Annotated in this window: 23 protein-coding genes and 2 riboswitches; of the genes, 12 read left to right on the forward strand and 11 right to left on the reverse strand. The window is 69.8% G+C overall.

Annotated elements, in window-relative coordinates:
• Positions 1 to 31: 31 nt before the first annotated feature.
• The gene (locus OHA34_RS16175) at positions 32 to 1,642 is read left to right on the forward strand and encodes an ATP-dependent DNA ligase (RefSeq protein WP_329522108.1); all 1,611 of its coding nucleotides are present in this window, start codon (positions 32 to 34) and stop codon (positions 1,640 to 1,642) included.
• 88 nt (positions 1,643 to 1,730) lie between these two features.
• Positions 1,731 to 2,849: a PLP-dependent cysteine synthase family protein gene (locus OHA34_RS16180; protein ID WP_432763077.1), complete on the forward strand. Its 1,119-nt coding sequence runs from the start codon at positions 1,731 to 1,733 to the stop codon at positions 2,847 to 2,849.
• A 248-nt stretch (positions 2,850 to 3,097) separates the two neighbouring features.
• Here the strand turns inward: OHA34_RS16180 and OHA34_RS16185 are convergent, their stop codons facing one another.
• Both OHA34_RS16185 and OHA34_RS16190 read right to left on the reverse strand, forming a co-directional pair.
• Positions 3,098 to 4,399 carry a M50 family metallopeptidase gene (locus OHA34_RS16185; RefSeq protein ID WP_285942013.1) on the reverse strand — a complete coding sequence of 434 codons (1,302 nt, stop codon included), beginning with the start codon at positions 4,397 to 4,399 and terminating at the stop codon, positions 3,098 to 3,100.
• A 123-nt stretch (positions 4,400 to 4,522) separates the two neighbouring features.
• The gene (locus OHA34_RS16190) at positions 4,523 to 5,353 is read right to left on the reverse strand and encodes a transporter substrate-binding domain-containing protein (RefSeq protein WP_329522109.1); all 831 of its coding nucleotides are present in this window, start codon (positions 5,351 to 5,353) and stop codon (positions 4,523 to 4,525) included.
• 289 nt (positions 5,354 to 5,642) lie between these two features.
• Here OHA34_RS16190 and OHA34_RS16195 point away from each other — a divergent pair, with 289 nt between their 5' ends.
• From OHA34_RS16195 to OHA34_RS16215, 5 genes are all read left to right on the forward strand, one after another.
• Positions 5,643 to 6,059, forward strand: coding sequence for a hypothetical protein (locus tag OHA34_RS16195; protein ID WP_329522110.1), 417 nt, complete (start codon positions 5,643 to 5,645; stop codon positions 6,057 to 6,059).
• Between the two features lie 88 nt (positions 6,060 to 6,147).
• A riboswitch (glycine riboswitch) is annotated at positions 6,148 to 6,244 on the forward strand.
• A gap of 4 nt (positions 6,245 to 6,248) precedes the next feature.
• A riboswitch (glycine riboswitch) is annotated at positions 6,249 to 6,328 on the forward strand.
• A gap of 77 nt (positions 6,329 to 6,405) precedes the next feature.
• Positions 6,406 to 7,500: a glycine cleavage system aminomethyltransferase GcvT gene (gcvT, locus tag OHA34_RS16200; RefSeq protein WP_285942016.1), complete on the forward strand. Its 1,095-nt coding sequence runs from the start codon at positions 6,406 to 6,408 to the stop codon at positions 7,498 to 7,500.
• A gap of 21 nt (positions 7,501 to 7,521) precedes the next feature.
• Complete coding sequence (gene gcvH, locus OHA34_RS16205; protein WP_285942017.1) at positions 7,522 to 7,911, forward strand: glycine cleavage system protein GcvH; 390 nt, start codon at positions 7,522 to 7,524, stop codon at positions 7,909 to 7,911.
• Positions 7,912 to 7,913: 2 nt separating this feature from the next.
• Complete coding sequence (gene glyA / locus OHA34_RS16210) at positions 7,914 to 9,170, forward strand: serine hydroxymethyltransferase (protein WP_285942018.1); 1,257 nt, start codon at positions 7,914 to 7,916, stop codon at positions 9,168 to 9,170.
• Positions 9,171 to 9,225: 55 nt separating this feature from the next.
• On the forward strand, positions 9,226 to 10,599 hold the full coding sequence (locus OHA34_RS16215) for an L-serine ammonia-lyase (RefSeq protein ID WP_285942019.1): 1,374 nt from the start codon (positions 9,226 to 9,228) through the stop codon (positions 10,597 to 10,599).
• Between the two features lie 81 nt (positions 10,600 to 10,680).
• Here the strand turns inward: OHA34_RS16215 and OHA34_RS16220 are convergent, their stop codons facing one another.
• From OHA34_RS16220 to OHA34_RS16230, 3 genes are all read right to left on the reverse strand, one after another.
• Positions 10,681 to 10,875, reverse strand: a complete 195-nt coding sequence (locus OHA34_RS16220; protein ID WP_329522111.1) for a DUF397 domain-containing protein — start codon at positions 10,873 to 10,875, stop codon at positions 10,681 to 10,683.
• 151 nt (positions 10,876 to 11,026) lie between these two features.
• On the reverse strand, positions 11,027 to 11,221 hold the full coding sequence (locus OHA34_RS16225; RefSeq protein ID WP_285942021.1) for a DUF397 domain-containing protein: 195 nt from the start codon (positions 11,219 to 11,221) through the stop codon (positions 11,027 to 11,029).
• Entirely contained in the window at positions 11,218 to 12,033 is an 816-nt protein-coding gene (locus tag OHA34_RS16230; RefSeq protein ID WP_285942022.1) for a DUF5753 domain-containing protein, read from the reverse strand. Before OHA34_RS16230 ends, OHA34_RS16225 begins: the two co-directional genes overlap by 4 nt.
• A gap of 102 nt (positions 12,034 to 12,135) precedes the next feature.
• Here OHA34_RS16230 and OHA34_RS16235 point away from each other — a divergent pair, with 102 nt between their 5' ends.
• On the forward strand, positions 12,136 to 12,561 hold the full coding sequence (locus OHA34_RS16235) for an ATP-binding protein (RefSeq protein WP_285942023.1): 426 nt from the start codon (positions 12,136 to 12,138) through the stop codon (positions 12,559 to 12,561).
• Between the two features lie 56 nt (positions 12,562 to 12,617).
• Positions 12,618 to 13,673: a methyltransferase domain-containing protein gene (locus tag OHA34_RS16240; protein ID WP_285942024.1), complete on the forward strand. Its 1,056-nt coding sequence runs from the start codon at positions 12,618 to 12,620 to the stop codon at positions 13,671 to 13,673.
• A 1-nt stretch (position 13,674) separates the two neighbouring features.
• Here the strand turns inward: OHA34_RS16240 and OHA34_RS16245 are convergent, their stop codons facing one another.
• Complete coding sequence (locus OHA34_RS16245; RefSeq protein ID WP_285942791.1) at positions 13,675 to 14,106, reverse strand: transposase; 432 nt, start codon at positions 14,104 to 14,106, stop codon at positions 13,675 to 13,677.
• Positions 14,016 to 14,318, reverse strand: coding sequence for a helix-turn-helix domain-containing protein (locus tag OHA34_RS16250; RefSeq protein WP_285942025.1), 303 nt, complete (start codon positions 14,316 to 14,318; stop codon positions 14,016 to 14,018). Before OHA34_RS16250 ends, OHA34_RS16245 begins: the two co-directional genes overlap by 91 nt.
• 65 nt (positions 14,319 to 14,383) lie before the next feature.
• Between OHA34_RS16250 and OHA34_RS16255 the strand changes: the two genes are divergently transcribed.
• Together OHA34_RS16255 and OHA34_RS38515 are read left to right on the forward strand one after the other, a co-directional pair.
• Positions 14,384 to 14,743 carry a nuclear transport factor 2 family protein gene (locus OHA34_RS16255; RefSeq protein WP_285942026.1) on the forward strand — a complete coding sequence of 120 codons (360 nt, stop codon included), beginning with the start codon at positions 14,384 to 14,386 and terminating at the stop codon, positions 14,741 to 14,743.
• A gap of 134 nt (positions 14,744 to 14,877) precedes the next feature.
• On the forward strand, positions 14,878 to 15,039 hold the full coding sequence (locus OHA34_RS38515; RefSeq protein WP_432763078.1) for a WD40 repeat domain-containing protein: 162 nt from the start codon (positions 14,878 to 14,880) through the stop codon (positions 15,037 to 15,039).
• A gap of 479 nt (positions 15,040 to 15,518) precedes the next feature.
• Here the strand turns inward: OHA34_RS38515 and OHA34_RS16260 are convergent, their stop codons facing one another.
• From OHA34_RS16260 to OHA34_RS16275, 4 genes are all read right to left on the reverse strand, one after another.
• Complete coding sequence (locus OHA34_RS16260) at positions 15,519 to 16,244, reverse strand: hypothetical protein (RefSeq protein ID WP_285942027.1); 726 nt, start codon at positions 16,242 to 16,244, stop codon at positions 15,519 to 15,521.
• Between the two features lie 203 nt (positions 16,245 to 16,447).
• Positions 16,448 to 17,131: a hypothetical protein gene (locus OHA34_RS16265; protein WP_329522112.1), complete on the reverse strand. Its 684-nt coding sequence runs from the start codon at positions 17,129 to 17,131 to the stop codon at positions 16,448 to 16,450.
• Positions 17,132 to 17,163: 32 nt separating this feature from the next.
• Complete coding sequence (locus OHA34_RS16270; protein ID WP_285942029.1) at positions 17,164 to 17,892, reverse strand: IS630 family transposase; 729 nt, start codon at positions 17,890 to 17,892, stop codon at positions 17,164 to 17,166.
• Between the two features lie 420 nt (positions 17,893 to 18,312).
• Positions 18,313 to 19,602 carry an MFS transporter gene (locus OHA34_RS16275; RefSeq protein WP_285942030.1) on the reverse strand — a complete coding sequence of 430 codons (1,290 nt, stop codon included), beginning with the start codon at positions 19,600 to 19,602 and terminating at the stop codon, positions 18,313 to 18,315.
• A gap of 59 nt (positions 19,603 to 19,661) precedes the next feature.
• Here OHA34_RS16275 and OHA34_RS16280 point away from each other — a divergent pair, with 59 nt between their 5' ends.
• A complete protein-coding gene (locus OHA34_RS16280) occupies positions 19,662 to 20,627 on the forward strand; it encodes an ArsR/SmtB family transcription factor (protein WP_285942031.1) in 966 nt (321 codons plus the stop codon).
• The last annotated feature ends 2 nt before the right edge of the window (positions 20,628 to 20,629 follow it).

Raw genomic sequence — 20,629 nt, forward strand, 5'->3', positions numbered from 1 at the left:
GGATGTCGGACCCCCTGGCCACAATGGGAAGGTGCTGCTCGCCGAGATCGCCCGGACCTCACAGGCCACGGCCGGCACCTCCGGCCGCAAGGCCAAGGTGCAGGCGCTGGCCGCGTGCCTGCGCGCCGCCGATCCCGCGGAGGCCGCCATCGTGGTCGCCTACCTGTCCGGCGAGCTGCCGCAGCGCCAGATCGGCGTCGGGTACGCGGCGCTGCGCGACGCACCACCGCCCGCTGCCGAGCCGTCCCTGACGGTACCGGAGGTCGACGCCGCGTTCACCGCAATCGGCGCCGTCGCCGGCAAGGGCGCGGTCGCGCGGCGGCGCGAGCTGGTGTCCGCCCTGTTCAGCCGGGCGACCCCCGCCGAGCAGGGGTTCCTGGTCCGGCTGCTCTCCGGCGAGCTGCGCCAGGGCGCGCTCGACGGCGTGATGGCCGAGGCGATCGCGTCGGCCGCCGCGGTTCCCGCCGCGCGGGTGCGCCGTGCGGCGATGCTGCGCGGCGCCCTCGGCCCGGTCGCCACCGCCGCGCTCGCCGGCGGCGCCGCGGCCCTCGACGCGTTCACCCTCGAGGTGGGCCGCCCGGTCAAGCCGATGCTCGCCGCCTCCGCGCCATCGGTCGGCGAGGCGTTCGCCAAGCTCGGCGACGGAGACGGGGGCGAGGTCGCGGTCGAATGGAAGCTCGACGGCGTCCGCGCGCAGATCCATGTCCGGCGGGGTGAGGGCGGTCCCGGTGAGGGCACGGTCCAGATCTTCACCCGCACGCTCGACGACATCACCGGCCGGCTGCCCGAGGTGGTCGAGGTGCTGCGCGGGCTGCCGGTCCGCGACGCGGTCTTCGACGGCGAGCTGATCGCGCTCCGTCCGGACGGCCGCCCGCAGCCGTTCCAGGTGACCTCGGCCCGCACCGCGACCCGCACCGGCACGCGCGCCGAAGAGGGCGCGGCGGGCAAGGGGAGCGCGGCGGGCGGCGCCGGGGGCGCGCGGGCGGTGCCGCTGGCGGTGTTCCTGTTCGACGTCCTGCACCTCGACGGCACCGACCTGCTCGACGCGCCCGGCGCCGAACGGCACGCGGCGCTGGCCCGGGCCGTCCCCGAGCGGCTGCGGATGCCGCGGATCGTCACCGCGGGCGCCGAGCGGGCCGCCGGATTCTTCGCCGACGCGATCGAGCGGGGCCACGAGGGCGTGCTGGTCAAGTCGCTCCGCTCCCCCTACACCGCCGGACGGCGCGGCGCCGGCTGGATCAAGGTCAAGCCCCGGCACACCCTCGATCTGGTGGTGCTCGCCGCCGAGTGGGGGCACGGCCGCCGCGAGGGGCTGCTGTCCAACCTGCACCTGGGCGCCCGCGACCCCGCGACCGGCGGGTTCGTGATGCTCGGCAAGACGTTCAAGGGGCTCACCGACGCGCTGCTGGCCTGGCAGACCGAGCGGCTGCGCGAGCTCGCCGTCCGCGAGGACGACTGGACCGTCCACGTGCGGCCCGAGCTCGTCGTCGAGATCGCGTTCGACGGCGTCCAGCACAGCACCCGCTACCCCGGCGGCATCGCGCTGCGCTTCGCCCGCGTGCTGCGCTACCGCCCCGACAAGACGGCCGCCGAGGCCGACACCATCGACACCGTCCGCGCGGTCGCGCCCGTGATGGACTGACGCGGGACGGATCGGCGCAGAACGGGCCGGCGCGGGACGCAGGGCGCATGACGACGCAGCACGGCCGGGTGGCCGGGATGGGACGGGAATGAACGATGGGGACGCGGGCATGAGCCGGATGGTGGACCGCTGCGACCCGGGATGCCGGGCGTGGATCTCCGAGGCCATCCGCAAGGTCGAGGCCGACGCCAACCGCAGCGCCGACACGCATCTGCACGTGTTCCCGCTGCCGCCCGAGTGGGGCATCGACCTCTACCTCAAGGACGAGTCGGTGCACCCGACCGGGTCGCTCAAGCACCGGCTGGCGCGGTCGCTGTTCCTGTACGGGCTGGCCAACGGCTGGATCCGCGAGGGCACCACGATCATCGAGGCGTCCAGCGGGTCGACCGCGGTGTCGGAGGCGTACTTCGCGCGGCTGCTCGGGCTGCCGTTCGTGGCGGTGATGCCGGCCTCGACCAGCCCGGAGAAGATCGGGCTGATCGAGTTCCACGGCGGCCGGTCGTACCTGGTCGACGACCCGTCCACGATCTACGACGAGTCGCGCCGGCTGGCTCGCGAGTGCGGCGGGCACTTCATGGACCAGTTCACCTACGCTGAGCGGGCCACCGACTGGCGCGGCAACAACAACATCGCCGAGTCGATCTTCGAGCAGCTCCGGCTGGAGCGCTTCCCCGAGCCGGCCTGGGTGGTCGTCGGCGCCGGCACCGGCGGCACCTCGGCGACGATCGGCCGCTACGTGCGGTACCGCCGGTTCCAGACCCGGCTCGCGGTGGTCGACCCGGAGGGGTCGGCGTTCTTCGGGTCGTTCGCCGACGGCGATCCGGACCGCACCGCCGCCGGGTCGCGCATCGAGGGCATCGGACGGCCCCGGGTCGAGCCGTCGTTCCTGCCCACCGTGATCGACCGGATGGTCCGGGTGCCCGACGCGGCGTCGGTCGCGGCGATGCGGTGGACGAGCGAGGTCAGCGGGCGCAGCGTCGGCGGCTCGACCGGCACCAACATGTGGGGCGCGGCCGAGCTGATCTCCGAGATGCGGGTGCGCGGCGAGCGCGGCAGCGTGGTCACGCTGATCTGCGACGGCGGCGAGCGGTACGCGGGCACCTACGGGTCGGACGCCTGGCTCGCCGAGCAGGGCCTCGACGTCGCCCCCTACCTGGAGACGCTGCGCGGGTTCCTCAAAACCGGCGAGATGCCCACCGCCCGCTGAACGGTCCCGCCCCCGCCTCCGGTGTGGCGGGGGCGGGGTGAGGCTCGGGCGGGCCGGGCTTTTAGAACACGAGCTAGCTGGGGCCTGTCCCAAAGTGCCTCAGCTGTCGCGCGAGCGTGTTACCTGGCCGGTGAGGCGAAGCCGAAGGCGAGCCTCACCGGCCAGATCGCGAAGCGATGTCGCGCTCGCCCAAGCCAGGTCGGCGTCCGAGCCGCCAGGCGAGGACGCCGGGCCGGGATTGCATAGAACTAGCCGTTGAAGCGGATGGGGTTGACCAGGTCGGCGTAGATGAGCAGGCCGCCCATGACGACCAGCACGGCGGCCATCACGTAGGTGACCGGCAGCGCCTTGGCCACGTCGACGTAGCCCGGGTCGGGGCGGCCGAAGAGGCGGGCGAAGAACTTCTTGAGGCCCTCCAGCAGGGCGCCGGCCATGTGCCCGCCGTCGAGCGGCAGCAGCGGGACGAGGTTGAACAGCGCGACCGCCAGGTTGAGCGAGCCGAGCAGCATCACGAAGTAGGAGATCTTCTCGGTGGAGGAGAGCTTGTCGGAGGCGGCCACGTCGCCGCCGATGCGGCTGACGCCGACCACGCCGACCGGGCCGTTGGGGTCGCGCTCGGCGTCGCCGAACGCCGCGTTCCAGATCCCGACCATCTTCTGCGGCATCCGGACCAGCGCGCCCGCGGTGTGCTTGGTCAGGTCGCCCATGGTGGACGCGACGGCGCCCGGCCCCTGCCGTTCGAGCCGCTGGATCGGCGTGATGCCGAGGAAGCCGACGTTGACCACCTTGTCGGTCTTCTTCAGGTCGTACATCTGGTTGCGGGTGATCGGCACGCTGAGCGCGAGCGTCTTGCCGCCGCGCTCGATCGTCAGCGGCACGGTGCGCCCGCCGGAGTCGCGGATCATGCCCTGGAGCTCGGAGTAGGAGTCGATGCGCTTGCCGTCGAAGCGGGTGATCTCGTCGCCGGGCAGCAGCTTGACCTGCGCGGCCGGGGTCGGCGGGGCGCCCGCCGGGCACGTGTCGGCCGCGGTGGCCTGGTCGGCGCGGACCATGCAGGCCGACACCTCTTTGATCACCGGCTGGGGCTGCTGGGTGCCGATGCCCATCAGCAGGACCGCGAAGAAGAGCACCGCGAGCAGCAGGTTCATCGCCGGGCCGCCGAACATGATCAGCAGCTTCTGCCACCACGTCTTGGCGTAGAAGACGCGGTTCTCGTCGCCGGGCCGGACCTCCTCCAGCGCCGCGCCGCGGGCCGACTCGATCAGCCCCTGCCACGGGCCGGTGCTGATCTGCCGCACCTGGCCGGGGGCGTCGCCCTTGCGCGGCGGCAGCATCCCGATCATCCGGATGTAGCCGCCGAGCGGGATCCACTTCACGCCGTACTCGGTCTCGCCCTTGTGCCTCGACCACAGGGTCGGCCCGAAGCCGACCATGAACTGCGTGGTCCGCACGCCGAAGAGCTTGGCGAACGAGAAGTGTCCGAGCTCGTGCAGCGCGATGGACGCCAGCAGGCCGAAGAACAGGATCAGGACCCCAGCGAGCCAGCCCATGCGTTCAGCCCCTCCGGTCATGCACCCCGCATGCCGGGGGGTGATCTCCAACAACCAACTCAGCGTACGTCATACGCCCTGTGCGCGACCGCGTGCGAACCGGCCCCGGCGCCCACCGGGAGGCTAGTCGCATCCCTCGAACTGCGGCACCTCGATGATCGAAGTGTCCAGCCCGGTGCCGCCGAACCACTTGGTCGCCAGCTTGGACGCGGTCTTGTCCTGGTACATCTGCGTGATCGCCCTGTTGAGCGCCTCGCAGCCGTCCAGGTCGCCCTGCCGGATCCCGATCCCGGTGTTCTGCTCGCTGATCTTGACGTTGACCAGCCGGGGCTTGCGCCCGGACTCGCGCTTGATCAGGCCCGCCAGGATCACGTCGTTGGTGCTGATCGCGGCGACGTCCCCGGCGCGGAACTTCTCCATGCACTGGTCGTAGTTCTCGGCCCGGACCAGTTGGACGGTCATCCCCTTGAGGGCGAGCAGCCGCGCCGTCGGGTCGACCCCCTGGAGGGAGCAGAACTTGCGGCCCTTCAGGTCGCGCACCTTGGTGACGCCGGTGTCGCCCGGCTGGACCATGATGTCCTGGTAGGAGTTGTAGTACGGGCCCGCGAACGCGATCTTGTCCTTGCGTTCCGGGGTGACCGACAGGGTCCCCAGGACCAGGTCGGCCTTCTTCTTCTTCGTCTTCCCCGTCTCCTTCGTCAGGACCGAGATCCGCTCGTCCGCCGTCACGGGCAGGAACCGGATACGGCGTTCGAGCTTGGCCGCGATGTAGTGCGCGACGTCGATGTCGAACCCCTCCAGTTTCCCGTCCGGGCGCTTGTAGCCGAGCGAGGGCAGGTCGGTCCGGACCCCCACGACGAGGGTGTCCTTGTCGAGGATCGAGTCGCCGCCCGCTGATCCGCAGCCCGCGGTCAGCAGTCCGGCCACCAGGACGATCGCCGCGAAGAGCCGCATCCCCACCCCCAGGGCACTCAGGTCGGTCCGACACCTGGTTCCATGCGGATCCGGGCAGTGGCCCGAAATTATGCTGAACCCCCGCACGCCACCACAAGTGCCGGTGCCCCGGTCCGCGCCCTGTGCCCGCCGATGCCAAAAAATCGCCGGACAGTACTCATTCTCGGCAGTATCGGGGCGGGTCCCGCGCCCGGATCATGACGCTTCGGCCCGTGTATCCGCGCGGGCCCGGCCGACCCGCCCGGTCGGCCGACGCCCCGGTGACCCCGCCCTGAGAGGACAGCACCCTGTGAAGTTCCCCCTGAGCAGAAGGCACCTGGCACTGCTGGCACTGGTCCCGGCCCTGGCCCTGGCCCTGACCGGCTGCGGCGGCGGCGACGGGGACGGCGACGGGGGGAAGGCCGTGCCGCAGCCCTCCACCTCCGCGGCGCTCTCCCTCGTGTCGCCGCCTCCGGCCACCACCCCGTCCGGTGGCGGCGCCGGTGCCGGGACCGGCGCCGCGGCGCCGCCGCAGCCCTCGGCCTCCGGCGACCCGCGCCAGGCCCCGGCCGTCCAGTTCAACGACTGCGTCCGCAGGCAGGGCGCCGGCCTGCCCACTCCCGGGCAGACCCGGCGGCCGACGCCGGAGGAGATCAAGAAGGTGCAGGAGGCCCTGCGGACGTGCGTGCGGACGATGTCCAGCCCGCCCTCCGCGCCCGGGAACTGACCCGGCCCGGCCGCCGCCGCCGCACGTTCCCGCTGGCAGCGGCGGCTGGTACCCGGTCGTGGGCGCTGCTAGCCTGGCTGGCAGCCGACGATCCCGTGCGGGAGAGTCCCCGGCCGCCAGCGCGGGGACGCCGAAGGAGCAAATCCTCCCCGGAACCTCTCAGGCCCACGGACCGCACGGAGCAGGCGACCTCTGGAAAGCGGGGACCCGGTCCCCCGCCGAAGGTGCAAACCCCGCGGGGTGAAGCTCTCAGGCGCCGATGACAGAGGGGGAGGCCCGACAACGCCCGGTGCGCGGGTGGGACGATAGTGATCACGCGCGCCCGCGACGAAGGAGCCGACCCCGCATGTCCGCCGAACCATCCCCGAAGAAGACGCCGCTGTACGACGTCCACCAGGAGCTCGGCGCGCACCTCGTCGACTTCGCCGGCCACCTGATGCCGCTGCGGTACGCGAGCGAGACCGCCGAGCACCGCGCCGTCCGCACCGGGGCCGGGCTGTTCGACCTCTCCCACATGGGCGAGATCCTGCTCACAGGGCCGCAGTCGTCGGCCGCGCTCGACCACGCGCTGGTCGGGAACCTGACCCCGATGGCGGTGGGCAAGGCCCGCTACACCATGATCGTCGCGCATGACGGCGGGGTGCTGGACGACCTGATCGTGTACCGGCTCGCCGACCAGACCTTCATGGTGGTGGCGAACGCGTCCAACATCGCGGTGGTCCGCGCCGCGCTGGCCGAGCGGTCGGCCGGGTTCGAGACGCGGGTCGACGACCGGTCCGACGAGTACGCGCTGATCGCCCTCCAGGGCCCGGCCGCGGAGGGCATCCTGGCGGCCCGCACGGACGCGCCGCTCGCCGACCTCAAGTACTACGCGATCCTGGCCGGCACGGTCGCGGGCGTCGACGCGCTGATCGCCCGCACCGGCTACACCGGCGAGGACGGCTTCGAGCTGTTCGTGTCGTCCGGCGACGCCGTCGCGCTGTGGCGCGAGCTCGCCGCCGCCGACGGGGTCGTCCCCGCCGGGCTGTCGGCGCGCGACACGCTCCGGCTGGAGGCCGGCATGCCGCTGTACGGCAACGAGCTGAACGCCGAGACCAACCCCTTCGAGGCGGGCCTCGGCCGGGTCGTCAAGCTCGACAAGCCGGCCGACTTCGTGGGGCGGACGGCGCTGGCGGCGCAGGCGGCGACCCCGGCAGGCCGTAGGCTCGTGGGGCTGGTCGCCCGCGGACGCCGGGCGCCCCGCCAGGGGTACCGGGTCGTCACGTCCGACGGCACGCCGTGCGGGATCGTGACCAGCGGCGCTCCGTCGCCCACACTGGGCACGCCGATCGCCATGGCCTACCTCGACAGCGGTGCCCCGGAGACCGGCCTCGCCGTGGACGTCCGCGGCCGGCGGGAACCCGTCGACCTGGTCGCCCTGCCGTTCTACAAGCGTTCCTGAGACCTGGAGAGAGAAACGATCGTGAGCGTTCCCGAGCAGCTGCGTTACAGCGAAGAGCACGAGTGGGTGGCCGGTCTCGGCGGCGATGACGGCATCGTCACGGTCGGCATCACCGCGCACGCCGCCGACGCCCTGGGCGAGATCGTCTTCCTCGAGCTTCAGCCCGGCGAGGGCGACGCCGTCGAGGCCGGCGAGCCGTGTGGCGAGGTGGAGTCGACCAAGTCGGTCAGCGACGTGTACTCCCCGGTCAGCGGCGAGATCACCGCGATCAACGCCGCGGTGGTGGACGAGCCCAAGGTGATCAACGACGACCCGTACGGCGAGGGCTGGCTGTTCAAGGTGCGGATCACCGAGGAGCCGGGCGACCTGCTCGACAGCACCGCCTACGACAAGCTGATCGAGGGGGCCTGACCATGAGCCTGTACGACTCCCTGGCCACCGCCGACCCCGAGGTCGCCGCCGCCGTCGCCGCCGAGCTGAACCGGCAGCAGAGCACCCTGGAGATGATCGCCTCCGAGAACTTCGCGCCGGTCTCGGTGCTGGAGGCGCAGGGCTCGGTGCTGACCAACAAGTACGCCGAGGGCTACCCCGGCCGGCGCTACTACGGCGGCTGCGAGTTCGTCGACGTCACCGAGCAGCTCGCGATCGACCGGGCCAAGGACCTGTTCGGCGCCGAGCACGCCAACGTTCAGCCGCACTCGGGCGCGCAGGCCAACACCGCGGTCTACTTCGCGCTGCTCCAGCACGGCGACACGATCCTCGGGCTCGACCTCGCGCACGGCGGGCACCTGACGCACGGCATGCGGCTCAACTACTCGGGCAAGACGCTGAACGTGGTGCCCTACCACGTGCGTGCCGAGGACGGCCTGGTCGACATGGACGAGGTGGCCGCGCTGGCCGCCGAGCACCGGCCGAAGATGATCGTGGCGGGCTGGTCGGCCTACCCGCGGCAGCTCGACTTCGCCGCGTTCCGCGAGATCGCCGACTCGGTCGGCGCGCTGCTCATGGTCGACATGGCGCACTTCGCCGGGCTGGTCGCCGCGGGCCTGCACCCCTCGCCCGTCCCGCACGCCGACATCGTCACCACCACCACGCACAAGACCCTCGGCGGTCCGCGCGGCGGGCTGATCCTGGCCCGCGAGGAGTACGGCAAGAAGATCAACTCGGCGGTCTTCCCCGGCCTCCAGGGCGGCCCGCTGGAGCACGTGATCGCGGCCAAGGCGGTGGCGCTCAAGATCGCCGCCTCGGACGAGTTCAAGGCCCGCCAGCAGGTCACCGTCGAGGGCGCCCGGATCCTCGCCGACCGGCTGCTGGCCGAGGACGCGGCCAAGGCCGGCGTGAAGGTCCTCACCGGCGGCACCGACGTCCACCTGGTCCTGGTCGACCTGGTCGACTCGGAGCTGACCGGCCGCGACGCCGAGGACCGGCTGCACGACCTCGGCATCACCGTCAACCGCAACGCGGTGCCGAACGACCCGCGTCCGCCGATGGTCACCTCCGGCCTGCGGATCGGCACGCCCGCGCTCGCCACCCGCGGCTTCACCGCCGCCGACTTCACCGAGGTCGCCGACGTGATCGCGCTGGCCCTCCAGCCGTCCTTCGACCGGGACGCGCTGGCCGCGCGGGTCGCCGCCCTGGCGGACGCGCACCCCCTGTACCCCACCCTGTAGTTCTCACCCGCCTCCTCCGTGCGCACCGCGCGCGGAGGAGGCATCGAGGTAGCCCATGGCGATCAGCGTTTTCGACCTTTTCAAGATCGGTATCGGCCCCTCCTCCTCGCACACCGGCGGGCCGATGGCCGCCGCGCACCGTTTCGCGCGCGGCCTGCACCGTGACGGCCTGCTGGAGAAGACGGCCTCCGTCCAGGCGGTGCTGTACGGCTCGCTCGGGCTGACCGGCAAGGGCCACGGCAGCGACAAGGCCGTCATCCTCGGGCTGGAGGGCGACAAGCCCGAGACCGTCGACGTCGACACCGTCGCCGGGCGGATGGCCGCGATCCGCGAACGGGGGGCCATCTCCCTCTTCGGCGATCACGACATCCCCTTCGTCGTCGGCGAGCACCTGGTCTTCGAGCGCAAGGTGTCGCTGCCCGGCCACCCGAACGGGATGCGCTTCACCGCCGCCGGCGCGGACGGCGAGGAGCTGCGCAGCAAGGTCTACTACTCGGTCGGCGGCGGCTTCATCCTGGACGAGAACGCCACCGGGGCCGACCGGATCAAGCCCGACGACACCGTCCTGCCGCACCGTTTCGACACCGCCGCCGAGCTGCTGGAGCGCTGCCACGAGACCGGCCTGTCGATCTCCGCGCTGATGCTGGAGAACGAGCGCGCCTTCGGCCGCACCGAGCAGGAGATCCGCGCCGGCCTGGTCGAGCTCTGGGGGGTCATGCGGGCCTGCGTCAGCCGCGGCTGCTCGAGCGAGGGGCTGCTCCCCGGCGGCCTCAAGGTGCGCCGCCGCGCGCCCCAACTGCACCGCCAGCTCAACTCCGAGGAGCCGACCGACCCGCTGGCCGCGATGGACTGGGTGACCCTGTTCGCCCTCGCCGTCAACGAGGAGAACGCGGCGGGGGGCCGGATCGTCACCGCCCCGACCAACGGCGCCGCCGGGATCATCCCCGCCGTCCTGCACTACTACGACCGGTTCGTTCCCGGCTGCGACGACGAGGGCGTCGTCCGCTTCCTGCTCACCGCCGCCGCGATCGGCGTGCTGTTCAAGCAGAACGCGAGCATCTCCGGCGCCGAGGTCGGCTGCCAGGGCGAGGTCGGTTCGGCCTGCTCGATGGCCGCCGCCGGCCTCACCGAGGTGCTCGGCGGCACCCCCGAGCAGGTGGAGAACGCCGCCGAGATCGGCATCGAGCACAACCTCGGCCTCACCTGCGACCCCGTCGGCGGCCTCGTCCAGGTCCCCTGCATCGAGCGGAACGCCGTCGGCGCCATCAAGGCGATCAGCGCGGCCCGGATCTCGCTGCGCGGCGACGGCCGGCACTTCGTCTCGCTCGACAAGGCGATCAAGACGATGCGCGACACCGGCCGCGACATGCTCGACAAGTACAAGGAGACCAGCCGCGGCGGCCTCGCCGTCAACGTCATCGAGTGCTGACGACCTCAAGCGGCGCCTCCCGAACCGGTCTTGAGGTGGACGTCCGAGGACGTCCACCTCAAGACCGGCGGTCATCGACCGTCAGGGCAGGTCGAGCACCCCACGCTTGATCCGCCCCACCAACCCGGCGAACCCAGCACCCGACACCGCGAGCCGTGCACCGTCCGGGTCCTTGGAGTCCCGAACCCCAACACCACCGACCAGTCCAGCCACCTCAACACACGTCGCGTCGTTGGCGCCCCCGCTGTAGGAGCTCTTGCGCCACTTCTCAGTCATGTGTACCTCTCCTGGTACCGCTCGATCAGGGTGCGCGACTCGTCCTCAGATGCGGCATTCGCGCCTATAAGTTCAAACAAAGGCGCCTCCCGGACCGGTCTTGAGGCGGACGCCCAAGGACGCCCACCCCAAGACCAGCGATCATCGACCGTCAGGGCAGGTCGAGCACCCCACGCTTGATCCGCCCCACCAACCCGGCGAACCCAGCACCCGACACCGCGAGCCGCCCACCATCCGGGTCCTTGGAATCCCGAACCCCAACACCTTCGACCAGTCCAGCCAACTCAACACACGCCTCGTCGGTCGTACTGCCGCTGTGGGAGCTCTTGCGCCATGCAGTGATCATGTGTACTCCTCCATCAGCTTCGCGATCAGAGCCCGAGAGGCGACCTCGTCCAACGCCTTCGCTCCGATCCGTTCGAAGTCCATGCTCAACTCCTGGACTTCGGAAGTCACCTCTACCAGGCGTCCACCGTGGAACGCACCAATGTAGGCAATATCCCTTCGTTCCAGGCTCATGACCTGGAACGGCCCGTTCAGGCCGATGTGGACTCCTGCGTCTCTGGGGATCACGCGAAGGATGACGTTCGGTTCGTTCTCCAGATCAAGCAGCCTCTGAAACTGATTCTTCATGACCACCGGGCCGCCGATCATGCGATGGAGCGCGTCCTCATCCAGAAGAATGATCAGGAGGGGCCCCCTGCTCCTGCTCAGCAAGCCCTTCTGACGTGTCATACGAGCTGCGACAGCCGCTTCGATGTCTTCGGCATCACCGAGCGAGATGAAGGAGCGCGCGTACTCCTCGATCTGCAACGGCACCGGAATCACTTGCCCTTGATAGATTCTGATGACGCGCGCATTTGCCTCATATTGCGTGTATTGCCGAAACCAGTCGGGATCATGACCGGTTTGGGCAAACCAGATCAGAAGCTCAAACAGTCGGGGAGTGTTGTACTTCGCATCCAGAAGCCTGGCCTGATCTTCATGCAGCTTGAGCCGCCCTGCCTCCATGTTCGAAACAGTCGAGCGAGCGGCATTGATGATCTGTCCACACTGAGCCAGTGATTGATCATGATGCTCGCGCTCAAAACGTAGAGCGTAGGCCAGAAAGTGCCAGATCGAGATCTTGGGATCGAGCGGGTCTCGTTTGCGGATCATGACACCTCCCGTGTTTCCGGTTCTCACATATACGCGCAAGATTAGCCACTGAGCTGGATTCTTGGGCGAGGAATCGAGAAACACCCCAAGGAGGGCACGGCGATGACGACAATGCCTGACTGCCTGCTCATATCCATGCTGGCGTCGAGGGCGGCACCGGGTCTGGCACGCACCCTGGCGAAAGCCCATCTCTACAATTGGGGCTACATGCACATTTCGGACGATGCGTCTCTGGTCATCTCGGAATTGATCACGAACGCGGCGGCCGTGGCACCGCACAGAGAGATCCGCTTCCAGATCAGCCGGGACGTCGCCGGCGTCCTCATCGCCGTATGGGACCCCAGCCCGCACAAGCCCGAGCCCCTACCGGTCGTCGAACTGACGCTCGACACCCTGGACCTGACCGAAGAGAACTGGGACGACAACGGCGGACGGGGCCTGCCGATCATCGCCGCCATCGCCACCGAATGCGGACACAGCCCCGACCCGGACGGCGGAAAATGGATATGGGCCCGCCTCAAACCCTGACTCCCCCGCATAAACTTTGCGGTGTGAGAGCACCTGATCGAGAGGCCATGCCGGAAATGGCGCCTCGGCACCTGTTCCTCCCTGATCTGATCTGGCCGCTGGACCCGGACACCGGCCGCTACCCGGTCGTCGACAGGGTCGACGATCCCGTGCGGTGGAGGGCCTGGGCGGACGCGGACACCCCGATCGTGACCCAGTGGGACGACGGGCGGCACGCCGGTCCCGCTCCGGGGCGGACGGCGACCTCCTCGTCGTCCGAACCGTCACTGGTGGCGGGGATGCTCACCGATCTCGACGTGCGTCCCGGTCAGCGTGTGCTCGATGTCGGCGCCGGCACCGGGTGGACGACCGCGTTGCTCACGGCGTGCGCCGGGGGGCGCGGCGTGGTCGGCGTCGAACTCGATCCGGAGGTCGCCGGGGCGGCGCGGGCGCGGCTCCGGGCCGCCGGCGTGGACGCGCCGGTCGTCACCGGCGACGGTGCCGACGGGTGGGCGGACGCGGCCCCCTATGACCGGGTCCAATGCACCTACGGGGTGCTGCGCGTCCCGCCCGCCTGGATCGTCCAGACGCGGCCCGGCGGGGTGATCGTCGCGCCGTGGCGGACCCGGTTCGCCCATCGCGGCGCCGTGGTCCGTCTGACGGTGGGGGCGGACGGCACCGCGTCCGGGCGCTTCACCCGCGTGGCCGAGTTCATGCAGTCGCGCCCGGAACGTCAGGAGTGGTTGGAGCACACCGACTACGTTCCCCCGGGAGGAGCCTGGCCGGTGGGGACCGTCAAGTCGACCAGCACGCTCGGCCCCGAGGAGCTGGGCGGGTTTGCGGTGGGAATCCTGGTTCCCGGCGTGGTGCACACCGTGAACGAGGCCGCCAACGGGACGATCACCGCGTGGTTGTACGCGCTGCGCGACCGGTCTTGGGCGGCGGTGTTCTTCGACGGCGATCCCGAGGCGGAGGTGTACCAGGGCGGCGAACGCCGGTTGTGGGACGAGGTCGAGGCAGCTCACCGGTGGTGGATCGGCCACGGGCGGCCCGGTCAGGAACGCTTCGGCCTCACCACGGGCCCGGAGGGCGAGACGGCGTGGCTGGACCGGCCGGATCGGCCACTGCGGTGAGCTACTGAGGATGAAAGAACACCGTCAGCCAGTCGTGGTCATCGATGAATTCACGCACGGCCGGGCCGATGTGGGCGTTCAAGTTGTCCCAGCAGAGCACGATCTTGCCGCCGGGCAGCTGCTGGTGAGCGACGGCCAGCAGTGCCTGCAGCTCGGCGACGCCGAAGCCCTTCTTCTCCTTGCGCCCGCCGTGGAAGGTGATCGTCCGGTAGATGAGCCTGGTTCGCTGGCCAGGCTTGACGCATACCAGCCCGGCGACCGACACCCGGCCGCTTCCCTTGCCGGTCACCTTCACGATCGGGGTCTGCCCGACCGGCGCCCAGGTCCGGCCCTTGTGCGGCCTCAGGCTCTGGCCGGACTCGTCCTGGAAGCAGATCCACGCGCCCTGCTCGGCCGCCGCGCTTTTACACGCGGCCAGGTCTCCTCGCGCCAGGCGGCGATCTTCTCCTCGTCGCGTTCGGCCGCGCGGTGGATGGGAACCTGCGGCGACCACCCGACCCGGTGCATCAGGTACGACACCCCGCGCAGGGTGTAGCCAACTGCGAACAGTTCGTTGATCAGCGTGGCGATCCGGGCCAGCGTCCACCGCTGGTCTTCGTCCCACCTGTGCGCTGCCGGGCTCCGCTTCAGCTCGGTCTTCAGCAACTCGATGATCAGCCGAACGTGAACATTCTGGTGGGCTGGTGGCGCCGGCTGGGAGGGTGGGTCTCATGGAGGATTTGCGAAACGCCGAGCGTCGACTCCAAGCCGCACAGCTGGCCGGAGACGTCGAAGCGCTCGATCGACTGCTGGACGATCGGCTGATCTTCACCTTCGGTGCCAATGTTCAGACCAAGGCCAACGATCTGGAACTGCACCGCACCCGGACACAGGTGGTGAGAAGGTTGGTCGAGGAGGACCTGACGGTTCTCACCGACGGACGCACTGGTGTCACCTGGTTTCTCGGCACGGTGGAAGGGAGTGTCTCCGGCACGCCGTTCACGGCCAGGATGCGTTACACCCGTACGTGGCTCCACGACGACGAGCATGGTTGGCGGATCATCGCCGCACACGCAGGCATGGTTGAGTGACACACTCCGGCAGCCTCTGAACGCCGCGACGTCGCCGCGGGGCACACCCTGGACATCGGGCGTTCTGGGCCCTCAAAGGCGGAGAGGACGGCGCTACTGTAGCGGGAGGTCCCAGGTCAAGGACCTGGTCGTGCGTGGTCCTGCGCCGGGACCGGCGCGGTCATCGCGTCGCGAGGGTCCGGTCTGGCCCCCTCACCGGCCACAACGACCCCGTCGAGTCGGTGACGTTTAGCCCCAACGGCAAAATCCTGGCCACCGGCAGCAATGACGACACCGTGCGGTTGTGGCGACGGTGAAGCGGCCCTGCCCGGGTAGCTGTCACCAGGGGCAAGGCAGCTCTGCGTGATCGGGAGGTAGACGTCATGTCTGGACCCGACCACCGTCCCGGCGCCCGCCCGGCCGCACGAAATGGTTCCTGACCAGCGACTGTGCCGTTCTTCCTCACGGTGCCGCCGCGATTATCAGAGCGCGCCGGCGCGTGCCGCACCCGCCTTATCCCGCTGTGCCCGGACCGGAACCCATTCGTCGGGCGAACGCCGTGTACCGCCCGTGACCTGCGACGATCAATCCACTTTTCCTCCGGTCGCACCGAGTCCCGGCCTGTGACGGCGGTCTCCGGCTACGCGGTCGCGGCGACCAGGTCGAGGTCTTCTACGCGGTGGATGAGTGGTGAGGAGGGGGGCGCCATCCATTATGCGTATGGGGACGGAATGGAAAACCGGAGCCGACAAGGACGGCGAGGTACTTCAGTCGGCTGTGTGTCAGCCCGCTTCAGTCAGCGGCCTTGATCGATGACGTCGTGGAGGTACTGCATGGCGAGCTTCTCGGCGTGGTGGCACCGTTCAACGATCGCTCCATCGGCATCGGACCATCGGCGGTAGAGATCGACGGTGGCGAGGAGCGCCCGTCCGGCTTCGTGGCGGTCGTAGCCGCACAGCGTTGTCTGAAGGTTGCGCGCCTCTTCGGGCGCGATGGTCTCCAGGTGGCGTACACCGCGGGGGATCGCGCCCACCCGGCGGGCGGCCAGGGGGCCGAGCACGGTCTCGCGCAGGTAGGAGAGGAAGCTGATGGTCTCGAACAGTTCCCCGCGGCCGAGCTTCGTCGCGCCGTAGTGCACCCAGATCCAAAACCGGTCCTCGATCCACTGGAGGTCGAACGCCGGAGTGACCGGCGGCTGCTGGGCGAGGGCGCCGGACAGGAGGCCGTCCCGGTCCCACAGGATCTCCGGGTCCTCGGTCCGCTCGGCGAACTCGGAGGCCCGGACGAACTTGAAGTCGACGTGCAGGAGGGGCGGCCCGACGAGTGTGATGATCAGACGCGGCTCGCCGACATGCTCCCCGGTGAATCCGGCGACCAGGGAGGCCCAGGAGCCGATCAGCACGAGCCGCTCCCGCATGACCGCGTCGTACGCCGCGTCATCGATGACGAGGATCAGGTCCACGTCCGAGTAGACATCGGGGCGGCCTCCCACCATCGACCCGGTGATCGCCACGCCGACCACGCGCGCATCCTGCCGGATCCGAGGAAGTGCGTCGCTAAGGAACCGGCTGTGCAAGGAGGGGACGTCCATCTGCTTTCCTTCCGACCGGAGCAAAGCAGATCAGTTTAACACTTTGCCGGGCGAGAATCGCAACCCGATTTTCTCACAAACGACCCTTTCCCGGAGCTAGTGTCTCGTGATTCCGCTGACGGAATCACGAGACACTAGCGGAGCCGTTCGCCCAGACGTTCCCTCAGGGGTGCGTAGTCATACTCAGGAAACAGTTCTGAGAACACGGTAAGCATGTCTTCGAGATTTCCGCCAATGTGCCCGAATTCACGGTCACCGAGTGAAACATCACAGAAAAGGTAGTGCCAGCCGGAGGTTCCCTTGGTGATGGCCAGCGCGGCCAGGTAATCGCAGTAATCGATATCCATTTTGAACGCCCCAATGCGGAAGTCGTGAAACCAGACCTCCGGTAGTGGCATATCGGGTTTTATGCGTAGCGCTGCAAATGTTCCCGTCCCGCTCCCGGGGCGGTGATCGATGACGCGGAGCTCGGAATAGAGTTGCCGCTCAAGCGGGGTTTCCCCCCAATCGATGTCCGGCGCGTTGACGTTCATGGATGTGAGGAGATGGCGAATGGTGAACTCGCCTGTCAACCGGATCCCTGGGCGCTCGATCCGCCAATGACTGGAGAACCAATTAAATCGGACGAAGCATCGCTGGAGAGAACGATCCAGGGAGATTCCATGCCATATGGAGATCTTTTCAAAGACCTCCCGGGCGTCGCCATATTCTTCGATAATCTGACCCGGCTTGGCAGAGAAAATCTGCACGTGCGGATTTTCCATCAGCTGTCCATGCATCGCCAGCAGGTGGGTCTCGCACTCGGTGAGAACGGCCATCGACGCACCTCGCTTTCCTGAATTTGATCGAGCTAAACCAATGTGGTCGCGGTCCAGGTGAACGGTTTCGCGTTCTCGTTCCAGGGGTTGATGTAGTCGCTGATCTGCTTGATCAGGACGTTGACACTGGAGGACGTGCCGCGGCGGATCGACTGCCGGGTGAGGATTCCGAACCAGATCTCGATCTGGTTCAGCCCCGACGAGCCGATGGGAGTGAAGTGGAAGTGGACGTGCGCGTTCTTGACCAGCCACTCCTTGACCTCCGGAGTGGTGTGTGTCGAGAGGTTGTCCAGGACGACATGGGTCTCCTTCCCAACGTGCGGTTTCACTGCCTTCTTGAGGAAGGCCAGGAAGTCCTTGCCGTTCCGGGTCGACTTGCACTCGCCAAGCACTTCGCCGGTGGCCATGTTCAGGACGGCGAACAGGTTTGGGGTGCCGTGCCGGACGTAGTCGGCGGTGCGTTTCTCGCTCGCCGCGAAGGCGACCGGCAGCACCGGCTGGGTGCGGTCCAGTGCCTGGATCTGCGTCTTCTCGTCGATGGAGAGGACCACCGCGCCGCCCGGCGGGGCCAGATACAGGCCGATCACATCGGCCACCTTCGCCGCGATCGCGGGGTCTTTGGAAATCTTGAAGGTGCCGGACCGGTGCGGCTTCAGGCTCTCCTCCCGCCAAATGCGCGCGATGTAGTGCCAGGACACCGAGATGTTCTCGGTCCGCTTCAGATACTTCGCCGACTCCCGCGGCTCGGCGGCCTGTTCCACAGAGAGCTCCATGCCGATAGATCGAACCACACGAGATCAAGTAAGGCTGACGGAATCACGAGACGCTAGATCAAAAGAGGGGCGCCGGAACCCTGTTGCTCTGGATCGGTTCTCAGAACTCGTTCTCACGCAAAAGTGGGCCGGACCTCCTTCTGAGACTTGCATTGTGCGAGGATGCGGGGCCGTGACGGACACTCAGGCCCCCTCGCCGAACGGCGAGAGCCGGACGACGTCCTCCTCGGCCTGGGGGTAGCCGTCGGCGCGCAGGTGATGGGGGGCGGTATGGCTCGTGTCACCAGGTACCAACGAGGGGTGTTGCCACAGGTGGGGGCATGTGGCCGGACCGTCCAAGGGCCTGACGACACCTCCGGCTGACGGCGCCGTACGTTCACCCTGATGTCACGAAAGCCGTCACGGTGGTCATGGCCCGCCTGGTGGAGAAGCTTCGCGCGCAGGCCAAGAAGTTGCCCGCCGGGAGCGCGCCCGTCGGCTTTCAGGCCCGGGGCCGCGCCATCCCACGGTGTCGTCCCAGCTGCCGGTGGCCAGGATTTGGACGGGGGTGCGGAGGCCCGGGGTGAGGGCGAGGGTGACGGCCAGCGAGACCACGGCCATCGCGGTGATGGTGGCCGCCACCGGAAGGTGGTCGGCCAGGGCGCCGGCGACGGTGGCACCGATGGCCTGCATGGTCAGCATGCCGGCGCTGTTGAGGCCGAGCGCCTGGCCGTGCATCTCCGGCGGGGTGGCGGCGATGAGGCGTTCCTGGAGCAGCAGCCCGGCGCCGAAGCCGAACGAGGCGAGGGCCACCGCGAGCACCGCGACGGGGAGCGGGGGCAGGAGCGCGAAGGCGAGGTAGGGGGCGGCGAGCAGCATCCGCAACGGGGTGATGAGCCGTCCGCGCGACCCCGGCGGGACGAACCGGCCCATCGTCATGTCGCCGAGCAGCATGCCGAGCGCGCCCGCCGTGAACAGGACGCTCGCCGAGCCCGGCGCGTACGGGACGAACAGGGCCTCGCAGCCGACGACCAGCCCGTTCGGCACCCAGAGCGCGAAGAAGGCGTTGCGCCGTACCGGGTCCGACCACAGCCGCGCGTTGACCCGCCACGTCTCGCCGATCGAGGCGCGGCCGGACGCGCGGGCGGGACGCGGGGTGAGGCCGAACCGGGCGGCGAGCGCGGCGGCCAGGTAGAGGGCGGCGGAGACCAGCAGGACCCGGCCGGGGGACGCGACGGCGAGCAGCACCCCGCCGAGCGCGTACCCGCCGATCTGCATGAGGCCGACGGCCATGTTGAACACCGAGCGCCCGAGGACGTAGCCGTCCGCGGGGAGGATCTCGTTCAGCAGGCCCCAGCGGACGCCGCCGCCCACCGAGCCGGCCAGGCCCAGCACCGCGATGACCGCCATGATCACGGCCACCGGCAGGCCGGGCAGCGCGAGCAGCAGGGTGCCGCCGGCGAAGATCAGCGCGAGCCCGGTCATCGCGGCGCGGGGCGGCACCCGGTCGGCCACCGAGAGCAGCGTCAGCGCGCCGACCACCTGGGCGAACGAGGAGCCGAACATGCTCAGCGCGGCCAGCAGCGACGATCCGGTGGCGCCGAAGACCAGGGTGGCGAGCGCGATCTGGCCGATGGTCAGGGCGGCGAGCTGGACCGTCGCCGCAGCGAAGAGCGGGGTGAACTCGGGCACCCCGAAGATGTCGCGGTAGGTACGCACGGCGGAGACTGTGCGGCCTCGCCGGGGCCCGGCGCTACTGTTTCGGACGGAGGCGAAAGATGGGGCTGTGGCAGGTCGGCCCGGACGTGCTCGCGCGGAGCCGCTTCGCGGTGTCGCCGCTGGCCGAGACCGTCGGGGCGCTCGCCGTCCTGGGCGGGCGCAAGGAGGCCGGCGACGGTATGGCCGCGTGGGCCCGCGAGCACCGGCCGGTGTTCCGCGCCCGGTTCGGCGGCGACCCGTTCGCCGCGGCGTTCGTCGAGGCGGCGTTCCGGCCACGGTGGATCGCCGACTTCCTGAGCCGTCCGCCGCTGGAGGGCCCGCCGTCATTCGAGCGGGAGATCGACCGGGTCCGCCGCACGCCGGGCGAGGCGGCCCTGGCCGACCTCGCCACCGCGCTCGGCGCGCCGCCGCCCACGCCGCTGGCCGTCCCGGACGTGGCGGAGCGGGCCGCCGCGCTACTCATCTGGGTGTGGACCCGCACCGTCGAGCCGGACTGGCCGAGGAGGCGCCGCGTCTTCGAGGCCGACATCGCCGCGCGCACGCACCGGCTCGGCTCGCACGGCTGGGCCGCGGTGATCGGTGAGCTGCGGGTGGAGACGAGCTGGCTGGGCGACGGGCGGCTGCGGATCAACGCGCAGGACCGGCCGACCCGCGAGATCGGCGACGCCGACCTGCTGTTCGTGCCGACCACCTCGCGGCGCGGCTGGGTGAGCTGGGACCTCCCCGACCGGTACGCGCTGGTCTACTCGTGCACGGGCCTGCTGGCGGGCCCGGACGGTGCCGCGGTGCCGGGTCCGCTGGGCCGGCTGCTCGGCCCGACGCGGGCGGGTGTGCTGGTCCGGCTGGACACGCCCAAGAGCACGAGCCAACTCGTCGCGCTGACCGGCTGCGGGCTCGGCACGGTGGGCGGCCATCTGAGAGTCCTGCTGGACGCGGGGCTGCTGGTGCGGCACCGGTCGGGGCGGTCGGTGCTGTACAGCCGGACGCCCGACGGCGACCGGCTGGTGCGCGCCGCCGGGGAGTGAGG

Origin of the sequence: Spirillospora sp. NBC_01491, assembly GCF_036227065.1 — a bacterium.
Taxonomy (GTDB): Bacteria; Actinomycetota; Actinomycetes; order Streptosporangiales; family Streptosporangiaceae; genus Spirillospora; species Spirillospora xylanilytica.

Excerpts from the sequence above, each read along its gene's own strand:
- OHA34_RS16180 (WP_432763077.1), top strand. The coding sequence starts at position 1,731 with ATGAACGATGGGGACGCGGGCATGAGCCGGATGGTGGACCGCTGCGAC.
- OHA34_RS16185 (WP_285942013.1), bottom strand. The coding sequence starts at position 4,399 with ATGGGCTGGCTCGCTGGGGTCCTGATCCTGTTCTTCGGCCTGCTGGCG.
- OHA34_RS16190 (WP_329522109.1), bottom strand. The coding sequence starts at position 5,353 with ATGCGGCTCTTCGCGGCGATCGTCCTGGTGGCCGGACTGCTGACCGCG.
- gcvT (WP_285942016.1), top strand. The coding sequence starts at position 6,406 with ATGTCCGCCGAACCATCCCCGAAGAAGACGCCGCTGTACGACGTCCAC.
- glyA (WP_285942018.1), top strand. The coding sequence starts at position 7,914 with ATGAGCCTGTACGACTCCCTGGCCACCGCCGACCCCGAGGTCGCCGCC.
- OHA34_RS16215 (WP_285942019.1), top strand. The coding sequence starts at position 9,226 with ATGGCGATCAGCGTTTTCGACCTTTTCAAGATCGGTATCGGCCCCTCC.
- OHA34_RS16220 (WP_329522111.1), bottom strand. The coding sequence starts at position 10,875 with ATGACTGAGAAGTGGCGCAAGAGCTCCTACAGCGGGGGCGCCAACGAC.
- OHA34_RS16225 (WP_285942021.1), bottom strand. The coding sequence starts at position 11,221 with ATGATCACTGCATGGCGCAAGAGCTCCCACAGCGGCAGTACGACCGAC.
- OHA34_RS16230 (WP_285942022.1), bottom strand. The coding sequence starts at position 12,033 with ATGATCCGCAAACGAGACCCGCTCGATCCCAAGATCTCGATCTGGCAC.
- OHA34_RS16235 (WP_285942023.1), top strand. The coding sequence starts at position 12,136 with ATGACGACAATGCCTGACTGCCTGCTCATATCCATGCTGGCGTCGAGG.
- OHA34_RS16240 (WP_285942024.1), top strand. The coding sequence starts at position 12,618 with ATGGCGCCTCGGCACCTGTTCCTCCCTGATCTGATCTGGCCGCTGGAC.
- OHA34_RS16255 (WP_285942026.1), top strand. The coding sequence starts at position 14,384 with ATGGAGGATTTGCGAAACGCCGAGCGTCGACTCCAAGCCGCACAGCTG.
- OHA34_RS16265 (WP_329522112.1), bottom strand. The coding sequence starts at position 17,131 with ATGGCCGTTCTCACCGAGTGCGAGACCCACCTGCTGGCGATGCATGGA.
- OHA34_RS16280 (WP_285942031.1), top strand. The coding sequence starts at position 19,662 with ATGGGGCTGTGGCAGGTCGGCCCGGACGTGCTCGCGCGGAGCCGCTTC.